Consider the following 3,454-nt stretch of genomic DNA (forward strand, 5'->3'; position numbering starts at 1 on the left):
ACCAGGCGAAGCACGTTGCGGTGCTCCACCATCACCCCCTTCGGCTGACCCGTCGACCCCGAGGTGTACATCACGTACGCCAGCGAGCGCGACGTCGGCTCCGACGCGCCCAGCAACGGCGCGTGCGCCGGCCAGGCGTCGGCGCTCTCTTCCCAGCTCAGCACCCGCTCCTGCGTCATCACTTCGCGCACGACCGGTACCAAATCCCCCTGTACCAGTGCCGCAAGGGCACCGCTGTCGCGAAGCTGGAACGCCAGCCGCTCGGCGGGCTGATCCGGATCCAGCGGTACGTAGGCGCCACCCGCCTTGAGCACCGCCAGCATACCGATCACCATCTGCGCGCTGCGCTCGCCCACCAGGGCAATCCGCGTGTCCGGCCGCACCTGAACGCGATCGCGAATGCGATGTGCCCACTGGTTGGCGATGCGGTCCAGCCGCGCGTAGCTCCACTCGCACTCCGCTGTCCGCATCGCCAAAGCATCGGGCGTATGCCGTGCCTGCGCTTCGAACAGTTCGTGCACGCGCCCTTCGTGCGGAAACGACCGCTCCGTGGCATTGAAACCCTCAAGAACGTGCCGGCGCTCCGCATCGTCCAGCAAGGGCAAGGCACTCACCGTCTGCGTATCGTCGTGGACCATCGCCTGCAGGACGAGCAGCCACTGGCCCACCATCCGCCGAATGGTCGTGCGATCGAAGAGATCGCTCGAATAATCGATTTCGCCCTCGATTCCCTCGTCGCGCTCGACCAGGGTAAAGCACAGGTCGAACGCGGCTGTCCCGCGCTTGGGAGCCGCCGAGGAAAGCGCAAGACCGGGTAATGAGAGTTGCATGTTTCCCGGCATGTTGTTGAGCCCCAGTGCGACCTGGAACACCGGGTTGTAGCCCAGGTTCCGGTCCGGATTCAGGGCGTCCACGACCTGCTCGAAGGGCACCTCATGGTGCGCGAAGGCGTCCAGGGCGACGCGTCTGGCCTGCGCAAGCAGCTCATCCACGCGCATGTGACGGACGACGCGCAGGCGCATAGCGAGGGTATTGGCGAAGAAACCGAGCAGCGGCTCGAGTTCGGGACGACGACGATTCGCGAACGGACTGCCGATGACCACGTCGTCCTGCCCGGACAAACGGGACAAGAGGATGGAAAGCCCGGTCAGCAGGGTCATGTAAAGTGTCGTACCGTGCCGCTGGGCGAGATCCCTCAGCCCGGCACAGATGGACGAGGGGATATACATCGCCTCCGTGCCGCCCGCGTAGCTCTGCACCGCTGGACGCGGACGGTCCGTGGGCAAGGTCAGTACCTGCGGGGCGCCTTCCAGTTCCCTTCGCCAGAACGCGATCTGCGTCTGCAGGGCCTCTCCCTGCAACCAGGACTGCTGCCACGCGGCGTAGTCGGCATATTGCAGCAGGAGTGGCGCGACCGCTGGTTCCGTGCCATTGGCGAAGGCGGTATAGGCCTCGCCGAATTCGCGCACCAGCACGCCGATCGACCATTGGTCCGACACGATGTGATGCTGCGTCAGGTAAAGCACGTGCTCGTCGTCGGACAGGTGCAGAAGTTGTGCCCGGATCAGGGGACCATGCGCCAGATCGAAGGCCGCGGACGCTTCTTCCTCGCCGATCGCGGCGATCCGCGCCTCACGTTCGCTCGCCGGCAGGTTTCCCAGATCATGTTCGGTCCATGCAATTTCCCCGGTAGCCGGGCCGATCCGCTGGCAAGGCTCGCCGTCATGCTCGGAAAATGTCGTCCTCAATACCTCATGACGCGCCACGATCCAGTTCAGCGCACGGCGCAATGCGGAAACCTCCAAGGCACCGCGTAAACGCAGCCCCGCGGGCATGTGATAAGCGACGCTCGCCGCGGCATCCAGGCGATGGATGAAATACAGGCGTTTCTGCGCCCACGACAGGGGTAACCGGCGTGAACGGTCCACCCGTACGATATCGGCGTCCGCTAGATCGGCGCGCTTGCCGGCCTTGCTCTCTTGCAATCGCTTCAGCAACGCGGCGCGCTTGAGGCGCTCGATACGCTCGGCGGGTTCCATGGTGTTCACGGTGCGCTTCCAGAAAGGTAGGCAAGCAACTCGGCTTCGGTCATGTCATCCACTTCCGCGGCGGCGGAAGAGAGGTCTTCGGTGTTGAACTCCTCGAGGATGCGTTCGGTCACCGCATCGCCGAAATCGGAAAGTAGCGGGCGAAGGAACAGCGCTTTCAGGTCGATCCGGACGGCGAATCGCTGCCCGGCCTGGGCCACCGCCTGCACCGCCAGCAACGAGTGGCCGCCCAGCTCGAAGAAGTGATCGTTCCGGCCCACCCGCTCCACTCCCAGCAGGGCCTGCCACATCTCGGCAAGCTCTTCTTCCGTCGTACCCTGCGGCGGTTCGTATGCCTTGCTCGTCATCGCCTCGCGGTCCGGCACCGCGAGCGCGCGCCGATCGACCTTGCCGTTGAGCGTCAAAGGCAATGCATCCATCGTCACGAAAGCCGACGGCAGCATGTAGGCCGGCAGGGTCGCCGCCAGAGCGGAGCGCAAGTCGCCCGGCCGCAATGCCACCGCCTCGTCGATGGCCACGTACGCCAGCAACCGCTCCTCGTGCATCAGCACCACCGATTGCCGCACGCCTTCGATGGCATCCAGCCGCGATTCGATCTCGCCCAGTTCGATGCGCAGGCCACGCAGCTTCACCTGGAAGTCGTTGCGGCCCAGGTACTCCAGCGTGCCGTCCGCACGCCACCGGCCCAGGTCGCCCGTGCGATACATCCGCGCGTTCGGATCGGCGGCGAACGGATCCATCACGAACCGCTCCGCCGTCAGCTCCGGACGGTTCAGGTAACCCCGTGCCACGCCCTTCCCGCCGATATGGATCTCGCCCGTGACACCCACCGGCACCGGCTCGCCCGATGCGTCGAGCACATAGATCCGTGTGTTCGCGATCGGTCGGCCGATCGATTCGATGGGACCTTCGGTGGCCGCGCCCACGCGCGTCCATGACGACCAGATCGTCGTCTCGGTCGGGCCGTACAGGTTCCACACCTGCTTGCAACGGGCGATCAGTGCCTGGCTGAGGCTCATGGCCAGTGCTTCGCCTCCGCACAGCGCGGTCAGCCCGGCGCAGCCTTGCCAACCCTGGTCGATCAGCATGCGCCATGTCACCGGCGTCGCCTGCATCACCGTGACGCGGCGTTCCGACAGCGTGTCGCGAAGCCACCCCGCATCCACCGCCTGGGCATGGGATGCCACCCACAGGCAGGCACCACGGACCAGCGGCAGATACAGCTCCAGCCCGGCGATATCGAACGACACGGTGGTCACGGCCAGCAAGGTGTCATGCGCGCCCAGTGCGAACTCCGTGGACATCGACGACAGGAAGTTCTGCAGGCTACCGTGCTCGATCATCACGCCCTTGGGCTGGCCCGTCGACCCGGACGTGTAGATCACGTAGGCCAAGTGACTGACGTT

The 3,454-nt window shown here is 65.4% G+C and carries 2 protein-coding genes; both read right to left on the reverse strand.

The features are described from left to right. Positions 1-2,039 (reverse strand): condensation domain-containing protein (locus PI246_RS18340; RefSeq protein ID WP_320552769.1); only part of this gene is annotated, 2,039 nt, incomplete at its 3' end. 5 nt (positions 2,040-2,044) lie between these two features. Beyond that, on the reverse strand, positions 2,045-3,454 hold a 1,410-nt coding region (locus PI246_RS18345; RefSeq protein ID WP_320552768.1), incomplete at its 5' end, for a non-ribosomal peptide synthetase.

Origin of the sequence: Luteibacter sahnii (genome assembly GCF_034063545.1) — a bacterium.
Classification (GTDB): domain Bacteria; phylum Pseudomonadota; class Gammaproteobacteria; order Xanthomonadales; family Rhodanobacteraceae; genus Luteibacter; species Luteibacter sahnii.